This window comes from Martelella radicis, from assembly GCF_014196625.1.
In the GTDB taxonomy this organism is placed as follows: Bacteria; Pseudomonadota; Alphaproteobacteria; order Rhizobiales; family Rhizobiaceae; genus Martelella; species Martelella radicis.
This window is the reverse complement of record NZ_JACIDZ010000001.1, coordinates 751,090-766,676: the sequence shown is the minus strand read 5'-3', so window position 1 is coordinate 766,676 and position 15,587 is coordinate 751,090. Positions and strand designations below refer to the sequence as shown.

At 62.4% G+C, this 15,587-nt stretch carries 16 protein-coding genes; 8 read left to right on the top strand and 8 right to left on the bottom strand.

The window, feature by feature from the left end; all coding sequences use genetic code 11:
- Positions 1-2 precede the first annotated feature (2 nt).
- The 3 genes from ygfZ to GGR30_RS03490 all read right to left on the bottom strand — a co-directional run bounded on the left by ygfZ (position 3) and on the right by GGR30_RS03490 (position 1,788).
- The gene (gene ygfZ, locus GGR30_RS03500; RefSeq protein WP_183482549.1) at positions 3-842 is read right to left on the bottom strand and encodes a CAF17-like 4Fe-4S cluster assembly/insertion protein YgfZ; all 840 of its coding nucleotides are present in this window, start codon (positions 840-842) and stop codon (positions 3-5) included.
- A gap of 110 nt (positions 843-952) precedes the next feature.
- Positions 953-1,210 (bottom strand): hypothetical protein, encoded by a 258-nt coding sequence (locus GGR30_RS03495; protein WP_183482547.1) that lies wholly within the window; start codon positions 1,208-1,210, stop codon positions 953-955.
- A 161-nt stretch (positions 1,211-1,371) separates the two neighbouring features.
- The gene (locus tag GGR30_RS03490; protein ID WP_183482545.1) at positions 1,372-1,788 is read right to left on the bottom strand and encodes an NUDIX hydrolase; all 417 of its coding nucleotides are present in this window, start codon (positions 1,786-1,788) and stop codon (positions 1,372-1,374) included.
- Positions 1,789-1,878: 90 nt separating this feature from the next.
- Here GGR30_RS03490 and GGR30_RS03485 point away from each other — a divergent pair, with 90 nt between their 5' ends.
- Positions 1,879-2,625 carry an SOS response-associated peptidase gene (locus tag GGR30_RS03485; RefSeq protein WP_183482543.1) on the top strand — a complete coding sequence of 249 codons (747 nt, stop codon included), beginning with the start codon at positions 1,879-1,881 and terminating at the stop codon, positions 2,623-2,625.
- A gap of 24 nt (positions 2,626-2,649) precedes the next feature.
- On the opposite strand, the gene pssA is transcribed toward GGR30_RS03485, so the two are convergent.
- From pssA to GGR30_RS03465, 4 genes are all read right to left on the bottom strand, one after another.
- On the bottom strand, positions 2,650-3,540 hold the full coding sequence (gene pssA / locus GGR30_RS03480) for a CDP-diacylglycerol--serine O-phosphatidyltransferase (protein WP_183482541.1): 891 nt from the start codon (positions 3,538-3,540) through the stop codon (positions 2,650-2,652).
- The gene (locus GGR30_RS03475) at positions 3,540-4,358 is read right to left on the bottom strand and encodes a phosphatidylserine decarboxylase (protein WP_281378100.1); all 819 of its coding nucleotides are present in this window, start codon (positions 4,356-4,358) and stop codon (positions 3,540-3,542) included. Before GGR30_RS03475 ends, pssA begins: the two co-directional genes overlap by 1 nt.
- Positions 4,355-6,241 carry an ABCB family ABC transporter ATP-binding protein/permease gene (locus GGR30_RS03470; RefSeq protein ID WP_183482538.1) on the bottom strand — a complete coding sequence of 629 codons (1,887 nt, stop codon included), beginning with the start codon at positions 6,239-6,241 and terminating at the stop codon, positions 4,355-4,357. Before GGR30_RS03470 ends, GGR30_RS03475 begins: the two co-directional genes overlap by 4 nt.
- 151 nt (positions 6,242-6,392) lie before the next feature.
- Positions 6,393-7,862 carry a LysM peptidoglycan-binding domain-containing protein gene (locus GGR30_RS03465; RefSeq protein ID WP_183482536.1) on the bottom strand — a complete coding sequence of 490 codons (1,470 nt, stop codon included), beginning with the start codon at positions 7,860-7,862 and terminating at the stop codon, positions 6,393-6,395.
- A gap of 182 nt (positions 7,863-8,044) precedes the next feature.
- Here GGR30_RS03465 and GGR30_RS03460 point away from each other — a divergent pair, with 182 nt between their 5' ends.
- Positions 8,045-8,668, top strand: coding sequence for an LOG family protein (locus GGR30_RS03460; RefSeq protein ID WP_183482534.1), 624 nt, complete (start codon positions 8,045-8,047; stop codon positions 8,666-8,668).
- A 38-nt stretch (positions 8,669-8,706) separates the two neighbouring features.
- Here the strand turns inward: GGR30_RS03460 and GGR30_RS03455 are convergent, their stop codons facing one another.
- Positions 8,707-9,435 carry a Crp/Fnr family transcriptional regulator gene (locus GGR30_RS03455; protein WP_183482533.1) on the bottom strand — a complete coding sequence of 243 codons (729 nt, stop codon included), beginning with the start codon at positions 9,433-9,435 and terminating at the stop codon, positions 8,707-8,709.
- A gap of 195 nt (positions 9,436-9,630) precedes the next feature.
- Here GGR30_RS03455 and hemN point away from each other — a divergent pair, with 195 nt between their 5' ends.
- From hemN to GGR30_RS03425, 6 genes are all read left to right on the top strand, one after another.
- Positions 9,631-10,983, top strand: a complete 1,353-nt coding sequence (gene hemN / locus GGR30_RS03450) for an oxygen-independent coproporphyrinogen III oxidase (protein WP_183482531.1) — start codon at positions 9,631-9,633, stop codon at positions 10,981-10,983.
- A gap of 102 nt (positions 10,984-11,085) precedes the next feature.
- Positions 11,086-11,367 carry an acyl carrier protein gene (locus GGR30_RS03445; protein WP_138749545.1) on the top strand — a complete coding sequence of 94 codons (282 nt, stop codon included), beginning with the start codon at positions 11,086-11,088 and terminating at the stop codon, positions 11,365-11,367.
- Between the two features lie 100 nt (positions 11,368-11,467).
- Positions 11,468-11,956, top strand: a complete 489-nt coding sequence (locus tag GGR30_RS03440) for a 3-hydroxyacyl-ACP dehydratase FabZ family protein (RefSeq protein WP_183482529.1) — start codon at positions 11,468-11,470, stop codon at positions 11,954-11,956.
- A 1-nt stretch (position 11,957) separates the two neighbouring features.
- On the top strand, positions 11,958-13,160 hold the full coding sequence (locus GGR30_RS03435; protein ID WP_183482527.1) for a beta-ketoacyl-ACP synthase: 1,203 nt from the start codon (positions 11,958-11,960) through the stop codon (positions 13,158-13,160).
- Between the two features lie 14 nt (positions 13,161-13,174).
- Positions 13,175-14,455, top strand: coding sequence for a beta-ketoacyl-ACP synthase (locus GGR30_RS03430; RefSeq protein ID WP_183482525.1), 1,281 nt, complete (start codon positions 13,175-13,177; stop codon positions 14,453-14,455).
- Between the two features lie 69 nt (positions 14,456-14,524).
- On the top strand, positions 14,525-15,556 hold the full coding sequence (locus tag GGR30_RS03425; protein ID WP_183482523.1) for a zinc-binding dehydrogenase: 1,032 nt from the start codon (positions 14,525-14,527) through the stop codon (positions 15,554-15,556).
- Positions 15,557-15,587: the final 31 nt, after the last annotated feature.

The following is a 15,587-nucleotide window of genomic DNA, read 5'->3' as shown; positions in this document are numbered from 1 at the left end:
GGCTACTCGGGCTCCGCGCCGGTCGGCTCAAGCGATACGCCGCTCCAGGCATAGGGCGTGACGCTGACCGGTATGCCGCCGACGCTGACATCGCCGGCGGCCGAAGCGATCCGGTCGATGCGCACGATCGCCATGGCGTTATGTCCGCTGACCGAGCCGAGGCTGCCGGCATTCTTGCCGCCGGCCTCGACAGTGCCCTGATCCGTGTTGAAGGGTTCGGACGCCTCCAGCCGGACGAGCCTTCGCCGCGCCGTGCCGCGATGCTGCATGCGCGAGACAACCTCCTGTCCGACATAGCAGCCCTTGCGGAAGTTGAGACCGCCATTCCTGTCGAACAGCACGTCATGGGGAAAGGCGTCTTCGGCGGCGAAATCCGCGTGCATTTCCGCAGCCCCGGCTTCGATCCGCAAGGCAGTATAGGCGTCGGCATCGTCTGCCGCGTCGTCCAGGCGTCCGGGCAGACGGAACAGCGCGATATCAGACGCGGCAAAGCGTTTGTCGGCGATCGCGCCCTCGGGAACAGTCTCCGCATTTGCGAGAACCGTGACGCCGTCAAAGTCGGGCGTGCCGATCGTCACCTTGGCGCGCAGCTTGTAGAGCATCAGCCGCTTTGCCAGCGCTTCCCGGTCCTCGGCATGGGTCTCGATCAGAAAGCCCGCCGGACCGCGCGAAACCAGGAAATCGAACATGATCTTGCCCTGCGGCGTCAAAAGCGCGCCGGGCCAGGCCTCGCCGGAGGCAAGCCCTTCGACATTGGTGGTGATCAGGTTCTGCAGAAACGCTTCGGCGTCTTCGCCCTCAAGCGTGATGAAGGCTCTGTCCGGAAGATGGATCAATGCCATGGTCGTCCCTTTCATGCGCGGCGCGGCGCGGATCGAATCGCGATCCGATTTGTCACGCGCGAAGCGGCATTCGTCAATGCGGGGAGGAGCGTTCGGTCGGCAGGTCGGGATTACTGCAGGATGCGCTCGGGGGAGAACTCGCCGGCGAGCATGCGTTCGCGCAGCGATTCCAGCATTGCCTCCGCGCCTTCCTCGCCGATCATCCGGACGGTTTCGCGCATGGCGAGCGCGAGCGCCGCATCGGCGATGATCTCAGGCTCGATGCCGTCGGCAACACCGTCGGCCCATGCCTCGTTCTGGTATTCGAGAGCCGCCTGCATCTTTTCCCGCACGATCATGTCGTCGATTTCGTTGGCATCCGGCTTCATCTCGGTTCCTTGCTGGCTTCTCGTTCTTGGTCGTTCCGGAACTATCGTATCAACATTTTACCCGGTCTGTCAGCGTTGCTGCCATAAAAAGTGAACAGCCGGTTAACGGCAGGGGCAGTCCGTGTTTCTTGTGCCGCCGATGTGTCGCGGCTGCCACAGTCTCAGCCCGGGCGACCGAGCCTCTCGGCGCATTCGAGCACGCTGGTCGGTACATTCATGGCGCGGATTTCCTCCAGCGCGTACCAGCCGAGATCGTCGGCATCGTCCGCGGCTGCCGCAACAGCTTGTCGGTCGACATCCGCCTGAAACACGCTCAGCCGGTAGAAGCTCGATATCTCGCCGCCATCATCGCGGTCGATCAGATCGTAGACCGCAAACAGGCTTGCGGCGGCCGCGACCAGGCCGGTTTCCTCGGCGAGTTCGCGGATCGCGGCCTGTTCGGCCGTCTCGCCATCCTCTGCCTTGCCGCCGGGGAAGGCATACATTGCCTGTGCCGGAGGATTGGCCCGGCGCACGAGCAGGAATTTGCCTTCGCGCCTGACGATCACGGAGGAGGCGGGTCTGGGTGAGATGGTCATGGACGGGTATCCCTATGGCATTTCTTCCGGGGCTCGCGGGAGGTCGCGCGCACCCTTGTCATTCATCGCGCAAGATGAAATCTATACGCAATGTGCGGACGTTTTGGACTGATAACAAGCCCTGAGACGGCGGCGGCGGCCTTCGATCTGACCGGGATCGATCCGTTTCCGCCGCGCTACAATATCGCGCCTTCGCAACCGATCCTGATGGTGGTCAATGCCTCGGAACTGACCGGGGGCGGGGAAGGACGCACGGCGCTTCTCGTGCGCTGGGGACTTATTCCGGCCTGGGTCAAGGACGGCCGGGATTTTCCGCTGCTCTTCAATGCGCGTTCGGAAAGCGCGGCGGAAAAACCGGCCTTTCGCGGCGCCCTGCGACATTTCCGCACGCTGGTGCCGGCAAGCGGCTTCTTCGAGTGGCGCAAGGCGGGCGGCAAGGGCACGGCCCAGCCCTACTGGATCCGCCCGCGCCATGGCGGGCTGATCGCCTTCGCTGGGCTGATGTCGCCCTGGCAGGGGGCGGATGGCACGGAGCTTGATACCGGCACGATCCTGACCACGCAGGCAAGCGGCGTGGTGGCGAAACTGCACGACCGCTCGCCGGTGATCATCATGCCGGAGGACTTCGAACGCTGGCTTGACTGCCGCACGCTCGAACCGCGCCATGTGGCTGACCTGATGAAGCCGGCTCCGGACGATTTCTTCGAGGCCTTTCCGGTCTCAAAGGCGGTCAGCAACGCCCGCAATCTCGGCGCGGAGCTGATCGAGCCGATCGGGCCTGCGCTGCTGCCGGACGAGCCGGAGGCGGGACCGGGCGATCAGATGGATCTCTTCTGAGGCGACCGCAGCCGGACGGTTGTGTCAGATATCGAGATCGAGCCGGTTCTTGCGCGGGTGGTCCGGATCATCGTCTTCGTCGTCCTCGTCATCCTCCTCCATCACCAGCGTGCCGTATTTGGAATGCCAGGCGCGTGCGCCGAGCGGGAGGGCGGCAATATAGAGAGCCGAGCCGGCGATCATCACGTGCCAGGTGTAGGCAACGAGCAGCGCGACTGAAAGGACCGCAAGCAGCATCATTGGCAGTGCGAACTCGCGACGGACATTCAGCCCGAGGCTTTTTCCCGACCAGACCGGTAGCCGGCTGATCAGAAGGAAGCCGATGAGCACGGTGTAGATCGAAGCTGCAAGTGCGATCCCGCGGCTCGGCTGCATGCCGAGAAAACCTAGATAGACCGGCAGGAGTACGATGATCGCGCCCGCAGGCGCTGGCACGCCGACGAAATATTCGCCTTGCCAGCTTGCCTTGCGCTTGCGTTCCGCCATCACGTTGAAGCGCGCGAGACGGAGCGCGGCGGCGATCGCGTAAAGCAGGGCGGCGATCCAGCCGGGCGTGCCGGCATCATTCAGCAGATAGATATAGGAGACGAGCGCCGGCGCGATGCCGAAATTGACGATATCGGCGAGCGAATCCATCTGTTCGCCGAATTTCGAAGACGCCTTCAGGAGCCGCGCCAGCCGGCCGTCGACGCCATCCAGAAAGGCGGCGATCAACAGCATCAGCACCGCTTCGGTAAACTTGCCGTCGATCGCCTGGCGGATGCCGGAAAGTCCGGCGCATATAGCAAGCACCGTCACAAGGTTGGGAACGATCAGGCGCAGCGGAATTTCACGCAGGCGCGGACCCCTGCCGGACATATCGGAGCCCGATTTCGTTCGCGTCGCCAGCGAGCCTTCGTTCTCGTTCACATCCATCAGATCCGCCGTCCGACAACGGGCAGTTCAAAGTCGCCGAAAACGGCGAGCACCGTTTCGCCGGCCGTCGCCGTCTGACCGACGGCAACGCGCGGGGTCGTGCCGGCCGGCAGGTAGACGTCGAGCCTCGAGCCGAAGCGGATGAGGCCGAACCGCTCGCCTGCATCGACCACATCGCCGTTTTCAACGAAGCAGACGATGCGGCGGGCGACCAGGCCTGCAATCTGTACGACGCCGATGGCGCCATGGGCGGTGTCGAGCACCACGCCGTTGCGCTCATTGTCCTCGCTTGCCTTGTCGAGTTCGGCATTGAGGAACTTGCCCGGGCGATAGTGAATGCCGCGCACAGTGCCGGCCATGGGCGCCCGGTTCACATGGCAGTTGAACACGTTCATGAACACGCAGATCCGGAGCATCGGCTCGTCGCCAAGCCCCATTTCCTGCGGCGGGATCTCCTCGCTGATGGAGGAGACGCGGCCATCGGCCGGACTGATGACGATATCGTCGTCCTGGGGCACGATGCGTTCGGGATCGCGGAAGAAATAGGCGCACCAGAGCGTGGCGAAGAGGCCGATCCAGAACAGCGGATCGGCGATCCAGCCGAGAATCAGCGTGGCGACGATAAAGATCGCGATGAAGGGATAGCCTTCCTTGTGGATGGGCACGATCGCCTTCCTGATCGAATCGAAAACGGTCATCGGTTTCCTTGGCTCCGGGGGCTCTTGGTTCGGCCGCTTGTAACACTGACGCGTGGAAAGCTTACAGGTTCCCCCGCGACTTGAAAATGGTTCTCCACAGGCGCGGGCTTCTTCGTTCAGTTTGCGGGATCGAGCCGCATGATCACGCCCATGTCATCGCTCTCGCGTACTTCGCGCAGATGTTCTTCGGCAAGCGTGGCCTCGCGCTGGCGTTCCCACATCTGGGCGTAGAGACCGTTCATGGCGATGAGGTTGTCGTGGGTTCCGCGCTCGGCGATCTCGCCGCGCTTCAGCACGATGATCTCGTCGGCGCCGATGACGGTGGAAAGCCTGTGGGCGATGACGAGCGTCGTGCGGTTCTTCGAGACGACATCGAGGGCGGCCTGGATCTCGCGCTCGGTGTGGGTATCGAGCGCCGAGGTCGCCTCGTCGAGCACGAGGATCGGCGGGGCCTTGAGGATCGTGCGGGCGATGGCGACGCGCTGCTTTTCGCCGCCGGAGAGCTTCAGTCCGCGCTCTCCCACTTGAGTATCAAAGCCCTCGGGCAGTTGCCGGATGAAATCGCCCACCTGGGCAAGCTCGGCCGCTGCGTTGACTTCCTCGTCGGTCGCCGAGGTTCGGCCATAGCGGATATTGTAGGCGATCGTGTCGTTGAACAGCACGGTATCCTGCGGCACCATGCCGATCGCCTCGCGAAGGCTGTGCTGGCGCACCTCGCGCAGGTCCTGACCGTCAATGGTGATCGCGCCCTCGTTGACGTCGTAGAAGCGGAAGAGGAGGCGCGAAATCGTCGATTTGCCGGCGCCCGTCGGGCCGACGATCGCGACCGTCTTGCCGGCCGGCACCTCGAAGGAAACGCCCTTGAGGATCGGCCGGGAGGGATCATAGGAAAAATGCACATCCTTGAAGGCGATTGCGCCCTGACGGATTTGCAGGTCTTGCGCGTCGTCCTTGTCGGTGACTTCCGGATCGACTTCGAGAATGTTGAACATCTCCTCGATATCGGTCAGTCCCTGGCGGATTTCGCGATAGACCGAGCCGATGAAGTTGAGCGGAATGGCAAGCTGGATCAGCATGGCGTTGACGAAGACGAAATCGCCGATCGTCTGCGTGCCGTTCTTCACGGCGATCGCGGAAAGCACCATCATCACGGTCATGCCGGCGCCGAAGATGACACCCTGACCGAAGTTGAGCCAGCCGAGCGAGGTCCAGATTCGTGTTGCCGCTGCCTCGTACTTGGCCATGGAACTGTCGTAGCGGCTGGCCTCCATGTCCTCATTGCCGAAATATTTGACGGTTTCATAGTTCAGGAGCGAGTCGATCGCCTTGGTGTTGGCGTCGGTGTCGCTGTCGTTCATCTGCCGGCGGATGGCGATGCGCCAGTCGCTGGCCTTGATGGTGAACCAGACATAGAGCACGACAGTGACCGCAGTGATCGCCAGATAGTCGAAGCCATAGCCCCACCAGAAGATGACTGCGACCAGGAAGAATTCCAGCACGGTCGGCAGCGTGGCGAGGATCGTGAAGCGCACGATGGTTTCGATGCCCTTGGTGCCGCGCTCGATGATGCGCGAAAGTCCACCGGTCTTGCGCGACAGGTGGAAGCGCAGCGCCAGCCTGTGCATGTGCACGAACACGCGGTGGGCGAGCTGGCGCACCGCATACTGGCCGACGCTGGCAAACAGCGCGTCGCGAAGCTGGTTGAAGCCGAGCTGGCCGATGCGGGCCAGATTGTAGAACAGGACCAGCGTGACCGCGCCGAACAGGAAGGCTGGCAGAATGGTGTTGATTTCGAGCTCGCCCGTTAGCGCATTGGTCGCCCATTTGAAGGAATAGGGCACCAGAAGGAGAATGAGCTTGGCAATCACCAGCGCGATCGTCGCGTAGACGACGCGGCGTTTCAGGTCCGGGCGACTGGATGGCCAGATATAGGGCCACAGGTTGATGATGGTCTGAAGCGGATTGGCTGAATCCGCTGAAACGGTTCTCTGGCGATCTGCCATGATAATCCCCCGGCTCGAGGCGGGTCGGCCGAGCCATGATAAATATGTTCAAAGACGGGAAAACGACGCACTAGGCGTCGTTTCGTCATGCGAGATAGGGTCGTTTGTCGCCGAATGCAATGGCACGAGGCCTGGGGCAGGACATCTCGCCCTATCTGTCGGCAGGCGGCAACTGGTATTCCGGTCCCACGGGCATGCCTTCCAGAAGGCGGCGGTGGATGGTCTCCGCCTCGCTGTCGGGCAAGGGCTCGACGGGAAGGGAGAAGACCTGGCCGGGCAAGATCAGGTCCGGATTGACGATCTGCGTTTCGTTGGCAAGGTAGATCGTGGTGTAGCGAACGCCCCGGCCATAGACCCGCCGTGAAATCCGCCAGAGATTGTCGCCGCGCCTGATGATGACCGCGTTGTCGCTGCCCTGAAGCTGCGGCTGGAGGAATGTCTGGGTTCCGTCGGACTGATCGGCGCTGGTGCCGTCTGGGTCGGCCGATATCGCGGCGATCTGGTTTCCCGGCGGCCGGTCGAAGGGCACGACGGCCCTGGCCACGACCTGGTTGTTCTCGTTCAGCATGTCGACGCGGATCGTATGCAGTCCGACCGATACCTCGGTCCGGGCCTCAAGCACGAAATTGCCCTCGATGTTGACGGACCCTTCGGCCACGAGTGCGTCATCGACATAACCGCGTATGGTTGCGCCGATCTCGCCCTCGCCGGCGACAAACAGCGTGTCGTCCTCGATCTCGACGGCCTTGATCGAGACGGTAACGGCGATCGGCGTCTGGTCGGAGGCGGGCTCCTGCGCGGCGGTGACCGCACCCGACGCCTCGTCCTGGCTTCCGCGCGTTTCGACGTTGACGGCAGGCAGATTGGTATCTGTTTCATCGTCTCCAGACGTATCTCCGGAAAGCATGGCGTCATCCCGCCCGGCGTTTCCGTCGTTGGATGCTTGCTGGTCGACGTCCTGTCGCGTTGCGACGACCGTGTTGCCGGGTGACGTCGTCGACTGCATTTGCGGCGCGGAGATGATCTCGGAAGCCTTGCCAGGCTCGGTGATCAGCGCGAGGAGTTCGCCATTGTTGCCGTCCGGGATGGAAACCGTCGCCGTTTGTTCGGATCGCACCGTCCTGCCGTCCGGCATGGTGACGCTGAGGTAGATCAAGTGGTCGCCGGGCGACAGCGGCGTTTCGACGATGGCGACGAAGTCGCCGGATTCGGTAACGTCTGAGGAGGCGAGAATGCTCTCTTCTTCCTTCACATCGAGCAAACCGAGCGGTTCGGCGCCGCCGGCAATCACTGCGGTGCCGTCAGGTTCTACGCGCAGGACGTCGAAGGTGGGGATGCGCAACATCGCCGCCTGTCGCTCAACCGGCTCGTCGTCGCCGGCTTCGCTCTCTGGTTCGGCCGTGGCCGTCCCGCTCTCGGGCTCCCGCTGCGGTGCGGCAGCCTCCTCCTGCATGTCGGGGCCGGGAGGCTCCGTCTGCGGCGTTTCGGTCTGCGTGTCCTGCGTGGTCTGTTGCTCGCCTGCGATTTCACCGTTCTTGTCGCGCAGCGCGAAATAGGCGCCAGCCGCGATCAGCAGCAGGATGATGGCCGCAATGATGACACGTGTGTTGTTCTTGTTCATTCTTCACTCCAGACACGACGCCACGCGGACGACGTCAATTCGCTGAAAACGCTAGCGATAGTGCGGTTTATACACAAGTCTTCATTCGCGCTTGCGAGAAAGCATGAACAAGGTAAACGTCTGATTGTGGTCGATTTGCAATGCGCTTGACCGGCAAAGGCCAAATGAGGTTCAGTAAATCCATGAACAGCGAACAAGACACGATTCGATCCGTCTGCGTCTACTGCGGATCAAGACCCGGTACATCGGCAAGCTACATGGCCGCCGGCAAGGCGCTCGGAACGGCCATCGCCAAGGCAGGCTACCGGCTCGTCTATGGCGGCGGCACCAAGGGCATCATGGGCGCCGTTGCCGAGGGCGTGCTCGAGAATGACGGTCATGTGGTCGGCATCATCCCGGAATTTCTGGTGGACATGGAGGCGACCCGCCACCAGCTCGAGGCGCTCGATGAACTGCTGATTACCCCGGACATGCATGTGCGCAAGCACACCATGTTTGAGCGCGCCGATGCCTTTGTCGCGCTTCCGGGCGGTATCGGCACGCTGGAGGAAATCGTCGAGATCATGACCTGGGCTCAGCTCGGCCGTCATTCGAAGCCGATGATCTTCGGCAATGTCGACGGTTTCTGGAACCCGATGATCCAGTTGCTTGAACATATGAGCGGCGAGGGGTTCCTGCACACGAGCCATCAGGTGCGCCCGCGCCTGATCGATGACGTCGGCGAGATCCTGCCGACGATCGAAGCGCTCTGGGCCGAACAGGACGCCGATGACGAGGGCGAGAGCCACATCATCAGCCGTCTCTGATTCGTCTGGTCGCTGTGATCTTTCGTTCGGCTTGACGCTCAGTCGTTGCCGGCGGCCTCGTTCAGCCGGTCGATATCCGGCACGGTGACGTGCCGGTTGTTCTCCACGAGAATCACCTTTTCCTTGCGCAGCTTCGTCATCTGGCGGCTGACCGTCTCGATGGTCAGGCCGAGAAAGTCGGCGATATCCGCCCGCGACAATGGCAGGTCGAACGTGCAGCCGTCATCGGCTTCCGGGTCGATGTGCGTGGCGATCAGGTGGAGGAAGGAGGCAACCTTCTCGCGCGCGGTCTTGCGGCCGAGCGTCAGCATCCAGTCGCGCGCCTCGTCGAGTTCTTTCAGCGACTGGTCGTAGAGCTTGTGCTCGAGACCGGGCGTGTCGGAGATCATCCGCTCGATCGCGGCGCGGGGAAAGGCGCAGATTTCCGTCGCCGTCGCCGCTTCCGCCGTCAGCGAGCTTTCGCGCGAGAACGGACGACCGAGAAAGTCGGGCGCGAACTGCAGTCCGACAATCTGCTGGCGACCGTCGGCCATCATCTTCGACAGCTTGACCACGCCGCGCAGGATATTGGAATAGCTGTTGACGTTCTCGCCCTGGCCGACGACTTCCGTGCCGGGATCGATCGTCCGCTTTGACGACTGCTTGTTCAAGACAGCGAGCTGGGAACCGTTCAGCACCGAGCAAATGCCGCCATGGCGCGCCTCGCAGGCCCGGCACACCTGCGGTATGGCGTCATCATCGGTTGCAAAATGCGGCTTTTCATCCATGGTTTCACCAAATCGCAGCCCGTTCACGAGGTTGCCTTCAATCTTCCGACCCGTCTAGACGCCCTTTGTTCGGCGCGCAACAGTTTAGAGATCGGCGCGGGCGTAAGACATTCTCATTCCTTGATTAAAGTCAAAGCCGGGGGAAGTGCAAGGCGATAACGACAAACTGATCCCGCAAGAGGAAGGGTTTTCGCCATGATATCAAGCAGGCAGTTGCTGAAGACGTTCTCGCGCCCCGTACCGCGCTACACGAGCTATCCGACGGCCCCGCATTTTCATGGCGGGATTTCCGCGACGGACGTTGCCGGCTGGCTGAAGGCGATTCCTGCAGGGGACAAAGTCTCGCTCTATGTGCACATTCCCTATTGCGACCGGCTTTGCTGGTTCTGTGCCTGTCATACGAAGCATACGCTGCGTTACGATCCGATTACATCTTATCTGGAAAGTCTCAGTCAGGAAATCAAGTCCGTCGGTGCCATGCTGCCGCAGGGGGTGAAGGTTTCCGCCCTGCACTGGGGCGGCGGATCGCCGACGATGCTGACGCCGGACGACATGCGCCGGCTGATGGGCTGGTTGCGGGAGGCCTTCGACTTTGCCGAGGACACGGAGATCAGCGTCGAGATGGATCCGAACGATCTCGACGAGGCGCGCTACGATGCGCTCGCCGATATCGGCGTGACCCGCGCGAGCCTCGGCGTTCAGGATTTCGACGAGCGTGTACAGAAGACCATCAACCGCCTGCAGAGCTTCGAGCAGACGGCCGCGGTGATTGCCGCGATGCGCGAACGCGGCGTGCGCTCGGTCAATTGTGATCTGCTCTACGGCCTGCCGCACCAGAGCCTCGAGACATTGTCCCGCACCGTGGCGCAGATCATCTCGCTGCGCCCCGACCGGATCGCGCTTTTCGGTTATGCGCATGTGCCGTGGATGAAGAAGCATCAGACGCTGATTCCCGAGGATGCGCTGCCGGATGCCGAAGCCCGATTCGAGCAGATGACGCTTGCCGGGGAAATGCTGGCGGAAGCAGGCTACCAGCCGATCGGCATCGACCATTTCGCGCTTCCCGGCGACAGTCTGGCGCGTGCAGCGAGAGAAGGTCGCCTGCGCCGTAATTTCCAGGGCTACACGGATGAGAGCGCCGACTCGCTGATCGGGCTTGGCGCTTCCTCGATCAGCGAGGTGAGGGAGGGCTACTGGCAGAACATGCCGGCGATCGGCGAATACCGGCGTCTGGCGGAATCTGGCGAACTGCCGGTGGTGCGCGGGATCGCGCTTGATGACGAGGACCGGCTGCGCCGCTTCGTCATTGAAAAGGTGATGTGCGCCTATGGCTTTTCCAGTTGCGAACTGCGCGCCCGTTTCGGGCAGGCGGCCGAACATGTGATTGCCGAGGCGAAAGCCTATGCGCGCCTCAATCCGGACATCTGTCGCTTCGATGCCTTCGGTTTTCGTCTGGAAAAAGCTGCGCTTCCCTTCGCCCGCTCTGTTGCGGCGACTTTTGATACCTATCTGGAAGGCGGCCGGGGACGACATTCCTCGGCGGTCTGATCAAATGTCGAAAAATGATCATCCGATGCCCCGTGGCCATTGGCTTTTCGCCAATCTTTGCCTATGAGAAGGGCTGAATTGATAGTTTGAAGAGGTACAGGCGTGAGCGCTACATTCGACAAAGTTGCCGATATCATCGCTGAAACGAGCGAAATCGACCGCGACAAGATTACGCCGGAAAGCAACACGATTGACGATCTGGGCATCGACAGTCTTGATTTCCTCGATATCGTCTTTGCCATCGACAAGGAATTCGGTATCAAGATTCCGCTCGAAAAATGGACTCAGGAAGTCAACGAGGGCAAGGTCGATGCAGATGAATACTTCATCCTGAAGAATCTCTGCGCCAAGATCGACGAGCTGAGAGCGGCCAAGAACGCCTGATTTCGTCAGGCAGCCCTCTTCTGCGGACAAGCTTCGGGGCCTGCCGTGGCTTCCGTTTCCTGGCCGTGAACGATGCAGGCGGGAGAGGCTGAAGGCATTCATGCTGCTCGAATATTTCCAGATGATCGACGAGATCGTGTCCGTGGACATTTCCGCCGGCAGGATCGTTGCGCGCTCGACAGTGCCGGAAAAGAGCCCCGTGTTCGAAGGGCATTTTCCCGGCATGCCGCTTGTGCCGGGCGTGCTGTTGATCGAGACCATGGCGCAGGCCTCCGGCATGCTGCTTCTGGGCGTGAACAACTGTTCGGCCATGCCCTTCCTTATGATGGTCGACAGCGCCAAGCTGCGCAGCTTCGTCGAGCCGCATGCCGTGCTCGATATCGAGGCGGCGCTGGAGCACGAGGGTTCCGGCTTTGCCGTGACCAAGGCGAAGATCGCGTCTGCCGGCAAGCCGATCGCCAGCGCCCAGCTGAAATTCCGCACGCTTTCTTTTGAAGACAATGATCTGGCGCCGATCGTCCGGCGACGGGCCGAGGAAGTCGGCCTTTTCGCCGCGATCGAGAACGGCCAGACCGTGGAAAGGTCCTGAAATGACGAAATCGGACAATGATGTCGTTGTCACCGGTATCGGGCTTGTGACCAGTTTCGGCGTCGGCCAGGCGCCGCATGTCGCCATGCTGACCGGCGGCGCGGCGCCCGGGATGCGCATCGATGACGAGATCTGCGCGCCCTATCCGGTGCATCCGCTGCCCGAAATCGACTGGAAAGACCAGATCCCCAAACGCGGCGATCAGCGCCAGATGGAAAACTGGCAGCGTCTCGGCGTCTATGCCGCAGGCCTGGCGCTCGACGATGCCGGCGTAAAGGACAATGAAGAGATCTGCTCGACCATGGACATGATCGTGGCCGCCGGCGGCGGCGAGCGCGACATTGCCGTCGACACGATGATCGTCAACGAGGCGCGCGAGCGCACCGACCGCGAAATCCTGCTGAATGAAAAGCTGACGACGGAACTGCGCCCGACGCTGTTCCTCGCGCAGCTTGCCAATCTGGTGGCCGGCAATATCTCGATCGTCCACAAGGTCACGGGATCGTCGCGCACCTTCATGGGCGAAGAGGCGGCGGGCATCTCGGCTGTTGCCACGGCTTACGCCCGCATACTGGCCGGCCAGTCGACGCATACGCTCGTCGGCGCATCCTTCGTTGCCGAGCGGCGCGACATCCTGCTGATGCTGGAGGCCGTTCATGCGCTGTCGTGCGGCAAATGGGCGCCGCTCTGGGACAGGGCCGCCGAGGACGACGGCGGCATGATCATGGGGTCGGCAGGCGCTTTCCTGGTGCTCGAATCCCGCGCCTATGCGCAAGCGCGCGGCGCGCACATCTATGCCACGCTCTCCGGCGTCGAGGGCGATCGCGGCAAGCGCGAGGATGGAAAGTTCGAGAAACGCTTTGCCCGGCTCCTTGCCGATGCCGGCTTTGACGGCGGCCAGAACGAGGCCATCTTCTCCGGCGCCACCGGCCTCAGCGCGCTGACGAAGCAGGAAGCCGATGTTCTGAAGTCCGGTTTCCCGGATACGCCGCTGCGCGGCTACACGGGCATGACCGGCCACGCCATGGAAGCCAATTTCCCTCTCGGCATCGCGCTGGCCGCGCTTTCGCTCGATGCCAAGGCGCCGGTGCCCGTCTTCAATGACGGAGAGGCATCGATGTCGGCGCCGGCCGAGAAGATCGCCGTGACCACAGTCGGTCTGCAGCGCGGCGAAGGCGTTGCCGTGCTTGTCGGCGAGAAGTGAGAAAGGACGGGCAGATGAGCAAATTTACCGATCACCTTGGCCGTCCGCTGGTTGCCGTCACCGGCATGGGCGTCGTCACCTCGCTCGGGCGCGGACTGAAGGATAACTGGGAGAAGCTGACCAGCGGCGTCTCCGGCATCCACGCGATCTCGCGCTTTCCGACCGATCATCTCTCCACGCGCATTGCCGGAACGGTGGATTTCATCCCCTCCGAGCAGAACCCCGTCGCGCGGTCCTACGCCTTTGCCGCGGCGACGATCGAGGAAGCGCTGGCGATGGCCGGGCTTTCCGGCGACTTCGACGCGCCGCTGTTCCTTGCCGCCCCGCCGGTTGAGCCGGAATGGTCGATGCGCTTCGACCTTGCCGACCGCGCGCCGCCGCCCAGCGAAGACAATGACGCCTATATCCGCTTTCTCGCCGCCATGCGCGAAAAGGCAGATCCCGCCTTCCACGAGGCCGTGATGTTCGGGTCGATCTCTGAGCGGATCGCCGATCGCTTCGGCACGCGCGGACTGCCGGTGACGCTGTCGACAGCCTGCGCGTCCGGCGCCACCGCGATCCAGCTCGGGGTCGAGGCGATCCGTCAGGGTCGCACCGACAGGGCGATGACGGTTGCGACCGACGGTTCGGTGACGGCCGAGGCGCTGGTGCGCTTCTCGCTGCTGTCGGCGCTTTCGACCCAGAACGATCCGCCGGAAAAGGCCTCCAAGCCCTTCAGTAAGGATCGCGACGGCTTTGTGATAGCGGAAGGGGCGGCAACGCTCATTCTCGAATCTCTGGAAGCCGCCCATGCCCGCGGCGCGACCGTTTACGGCATCATTCGCGGCTGTGGCGAAAAGGCGGATCATTTCCACCGCACGCGGTCCTCGCCCGATGGCGGCCCGGCGATCGCGACAATTCGCGCGGCGCTTGAGGATGCCGGCCTCGGCATTGACGGGCTCGACTATATCAACGCCCATGGCACCTCGACGCCGGAAAACGACAAGATGGAGTATTCATCTCTCAAGGCCGTCTTCGGCGAGGAGATGATGCCGTCCATTCCGCTGTCGTCGAACAAGTCGATGATCGGCCACACGCTCACGGCGGCCGGCGCCGTCGAGGCGGTGTTCTCGCTGCAGACCATGCTGACGGGTGTGCTGCCGCCGACGATCAACTACAACACGCCGGACCCGACGATCGAGCTCGACGTCGTGCCGAATGCGAAGCGCGAGGCGAGCGTCTCTTCGGTGCTTTCCAACTCGTTCGGCTTTGGCGGGCAGAATGCCTGCCTGGTGATGACGCGCGAACCCTCCTGAGGGAAGATCGCGCCTTGAGTTTGCGAGGCGGCCGAGGGCCGTCTTTTCGAAATGTTGAAGGAATGACCCATGCGCGCATTGCAGCTGACAGATGACCGCAAGATCGAGCTTATGGATGTTGCCGAGCCGGAAGCGCCCGGCCCGGGCGAGGTGACGCTGCGGCCGAAGGCGGTGGCGCTCAATCATATCGATGTCTGGGGCTGGCGCGGCATGGCCTTTGCCAAGCGCAAGCTGCCGCTCACCATCGGCGCGGAGGCCTCCGGCATTGTCGAGGCGATCGGTCCCGGCGTTTCCAATGTTCTGCCGGGCGATCTTGTCTCGATCTATGGCGCGCGGGTCTGCGGGCGCTGCAAGGCCTGTCGCGAGGGCCGGGACAATCTGTGCGAACATGTGGGCGGCGTCCATGGTTTCCATCTCGACGGCTTTGCCCAGGACAGGATCAACATTCCGGCCCGCCAGCTTGTTGTCGCGCCGCCCGGCGTCGACGCCGTTGCCGCAGCGCTGGCGCCGGTCACCTTCGGCACGGTGGAGCACATGCTGTTCGACAACGCCAAGCTTCAGCCGGGAGAGACCATTCTGGTGCATGCCGGTGGGTCGGGCATCGGTTCGGCGGCAATCCAGCTTGCCAAGAAAACGGGCTGCAGGGTGATCACCACTGTCGGGTCACAAGACAAGATGGAAAAGGCCCGCGCGCTTGGCGCCGATGAGGTTATCAACTACCGCGAGGACCGGTTTGAAGGCGTCGTTCGCAAGCTGACGAAGAAGAAGGGCGTCGACGTCGTCTTCGAACATGTCGGCGCGGATACCTGGGCCGGTTCCATGCTTTCGATGAAGCGCGGCGGCCGCCTTGTGACCTGCGGTTCGACCTCGGGCGTTTCCACCAATGTCAACCTGATGATGCTGTTCCAGCAGCAGCTCAAATTCTTCGGTTCCTTCGGCTGCCGCATGGAAAACATGGCGGACGCCATGCAGAAGATGGCGCAGGGGATCGTGCACCCGGTCATCGATACGCTGGTTGATTTCGACGGCATCGACAAGGCGCTCGAGCGGATGGAAAGCCGTCAGGTCTTCGGCAAGATCGTGCTTCAGATCGGTGACTAGCGCACCAAGCGTCCTGCGTTGTTAAGCTTGG

What these genes read in the sequence shown, in the direction of transcription:
- GGR30_RS03460 (WP_183482534.1), top strand. Translation starts at nt 8,045, where the DNA reads ATGAACAGCGAACAAGACACGATTCGATCCGTCTGCGTCTACTGCGGA.
- hemN (WP_183482531.1), top strand. Translation starts at nt 9,631, where the DNA reads ATGATATCAAGCAGGCAGTTGCTGAAGACGTTCTCGCGCCCCGTACCG.
- pssA (WP_183482541.1), bottom strand. Translation starts at nt 3,540, where the DNA reads ATGGATGTGAACGAGAACGAAGGCTCGCTGGCGACGCGAACGAAATCG.
- GGR30_RS03435 (WP_183482527.1), top strand. Translation starts at nt 11,958, where the DNA reads ATGACGAAATCGGACAATGATGTCGTTGTCACCGGTATCGGGCTTGTG.
- GGR30_RS03455 (WP_183482533.1), bottom strand. Translation starts at nt 9,435, where the DNA reads ATGGATGAAAAGCCGCATTTTGCAACCGATGATGACGCCATACCGCAG.
- GGR30_RS03430 (WP_183482525.1), top strand. Translation starts at nt 13,175, where the DNA reads ATGAGCAAATTTACCGATCACCTTGGCCGTCCGCTGGTTGCCGTCACC.
- GGR30_RS03490 (WP_183482545.1), bottom strand. Translation starts at nt 1,788, where the DNA reads ATGACCATCTCACCCAGACCCGCCTCCTCCGTGATCGTCAGGCGCGAA.
- GGR30_RS03440 (WP_183482529.1), top strand. Translation starts at nt 11,468, where the DNA reads ATGCTGCTCGAATATTTCCAGATGATCGACGAGATCGTGTCCGTGGAC.
- GGR30_RS03495 (WP_183482547.1), bottom strand. Translation starts at nt 1,210, where the DNA reads ATGAAGCCGGATGCCAACGAAATCGACGACATGATCGTGCGGGAAAAG.
- GGR30_RS03470 (WP_183482538.1), bottom strand. Translation starts at nt 6,241, where the DNA reads ATGGCAGATCGCCAGAGAACCGTTTCAGCGGATTCAGCCAATCCGCTT.
- GGR30_RS03485 (WP_183482543.1), top strand. Translation starts at nt 1,879, where the DNA reads ATGTGCGGACGTTTTGGACTGATAACAAGCCCTGAGACGGCGGCGGCG.
- ygfZ (WP_183482549.1), bottom strand. Translation starts at nt 842, where the DNA reads ATGGCATTGATCCATCTTCCGGACAGAGCCTTCATCACGCTTGAGGGC.
- GGR30_RS03425 (WP_183482523.1), top strand. Translation starts at nt 14,525, where the DNA reads ATGCGCGCATTGCAGCTGACAGATGACCGCAAGATCGAGCTTATGGAT.
- GGR30_RS03465 (WP_183482536.1), bottom strand. Translation starts at nt 7,862, where the DNA reads ATGAACAAGAACAACACACGTGTCATCATTGCGGCCATCATCCTGCTG.